Raw genomic sequence first — 2,324 nt, forward strand, 5'->3', positions numbered from 1 at the left:
CGGCATCACGGTGGTGAAGGACTACGCGAGCGCCATCGACACCGCGAAGAAAACCGTCACGCTGGCCGGCGGCGCCACCATTGCCTACGACAAGCTGGTGGTCTCGCCCGGCGTGGAGCTGATGTTCGGCAGCATTGATGGCCTCAAGGAGGCCAACGCCTCCGGCCGGGTGCTGCAGGCCTGGAAGGCCGGTGCGGAAACCGTGGCGCTGCGCCGCCAGCTGGAGGCCATGCCCGACGGCGGCGTTTACGCCATCACGATCCCCGAGGCACCTTACCGCTGCCCGCCCGGCCCTTATGAGCGCGCCTCGGTCATCGCCGGCTATTTCAAGGCGGCCAAGCCACGCAGCAAGGTGCTGATCCTGGATGCCAACCCCGACGTCACCTCCAAGGGGCCGCTGTTCAAGAAGGTCTGGGCCGAGCAGTACAAGGGCATCGTCGAATACCGCGGCCAGCACAAGGCCACGGCGGTGGATGCGAAGACCGGCATCATCAAGTTCGATGTGCAGGACGACGTCAAGGCCAACGTGCTCAATGTGCTCCCCGCGATGCGCGCCGGCACCATCGCCATGCAGRCAGGCCTCAACAACCAGGCCAACAATCGCTGGTGCGGCGTCAATTACCTGACCTTCGAATCCACCGCCGCCAAAGACGTGCATGTGCTCGGCGATTCCATTCAGGTGGCGCCGGCCATGCCCAAGAGCGGGCACATGGCCAACAACCACGGCAAGGTGGCGGCCGCCGCCATCGTGGCGCAGCTTTCGGGCTGGGACGTCAATCCGGCTCCCATGCTGACCAACACCTGCTACAGCTTTGTCGACAACAAGAACGTGATCCATGTGGCCAGCGTGCATGAATACGTGGCCGCCGAGAAAACCTTCAAGGCCGTCGCCGGCTCCGGGGGCGTCAGCACGGGCCCCACCGAGCTGGAGGGCGTCTACGCATTGAATTGGGCCAGCAATATCTGGGCAGATACCCTGGCCTGAACGTCCCGGCGGGGGCTCAGACCGGTAGCGGCGAGGCTGGTCTAATACAGCTATTCGCCGTTCGCTCCTGAACGGTTTTACGGCTGGCTTCCCAAAAGCCGGCCCCACGGAATCGATGCAAGACAACCCGACCCAAGTCCCTTTGTGGCGCCAGCTGCAAGGGGCTGCTTCCCTGCTGATGGCCGTGCGCGACGGCCAGTCCATGACCGCTGCGCTCGAAGACGTTGATGCCGCGCTGCGGCCCGGCGTGCAGTCGCTGGGCTTTCACACGCTGCGCTGGCTGGGCCGCGCCGAGGCCTTGCGCCAGCAACTGGCCCGCCGCCCACCGCCGCCCGAGGCCGACGCCTTGTTGTGCGTGGCCCTGGCTCTGATTTGGACCGAGCACGATGCGCCCTACACCGCCCATACCCTTGTAGACCAGGCTGTGGAGGCCGCCAAGCGCGGCGACGCCACGCAGCACCAGGCCAGTTTCATCAACGGCTGCCTGCGCCGTTTTCTGCGCGAACGCGACGAGCTGGTGGCACGTACTGAGAAAAGCCCCCAGGCCGTCTGGAACCACCCGCAATGGTGGATAGACCGGGTGCGCAAGGACCATCCCGGGGAGTGGCAGGCCGTCCTGCAGGCCAACAACAGCCGCGCACCGCTGATCCTGCGCGTCAACGAACGCAAGACGACGCAGGCCGGTTACCTGCAGGCACTGGCGGCGGTGCAGATCGACGCTGCCCCGGTGGGGCAATATGGCGTGATCCTGGCGGCCGCGCGCCCGGTGACCGGCCTGCCCGGCTTTGCCGAGGGGCATTTTTCGGTGCAGGATGCCGCCGCGCAGCTGGCGGCGCCCTTGCTGCTGGAAGGACTGGCCGCTCCGGACGGGGGCGGCACCCGGCTCAACATCCTCGACGCCTGTGCCGCCCCGGGCGGCAAAACCGCCCACTTGCTGGAAATCGCCGACTGTGAAGTGACCGCGCTCGACATTGACGCGCGTCGTTGCGAGCGCGTCGGACAGAACCTGCTACGCCTGGGGTTGCAGGCCCAGATTCGCGTGGGCGACGCCAGCGAGCCGGACGGCTGGTGGGATGGCCGGCAGTACGACGGCATCCTGCTGGACGCTCCCTGCACCGCTTCCGGCATCGTGCGGCGCCACCCCGACGTGCGCTGGCTGCGCCGGCCCACCGACATCGCCCAGCTGGCCGCCATCCAGGCCAAGCTGCTCCAGACGCTGTGGCCGCTGCTCAAACCCGGCGGGCGCCTGCTGTACTGCACTTGCTCGGTTTTTCGCGCGGAAGGCGACAACCAGATACAAACGTTTCTTACGCACCACACCGACGCTCTATTAAGGCCC

2 protein-coding genes are annotated in these 2,324 nt (G+C 66.7%); both read left to right on the plus strand.

The features are described from left to right. Positions 1-985: FCSD flavin-binding domain-containing protein (locus AC1D0P_RS24850; protein ID WP_477679175.1), on the plus strand; the 985-nt coding region annotated here is incomplete at its 5' end. Between the two features lie 115 nt (positions 986-1,100). Continuing rightward, positions 1,101-2,324 (plus strand): 16S rRNA (cytosine(967)-C(5))-methyltransferase RsmB (gene rsmB / locus AC1D0P_RS24855; RefSeq protein WP_477679176.1); only part of this gene is annotated, 1,224 nt, incomplete at its 3' end.

The sequence above is a fragment of the Polaromonas sp. P1_G2 genome (assembly GCF_056405515.1).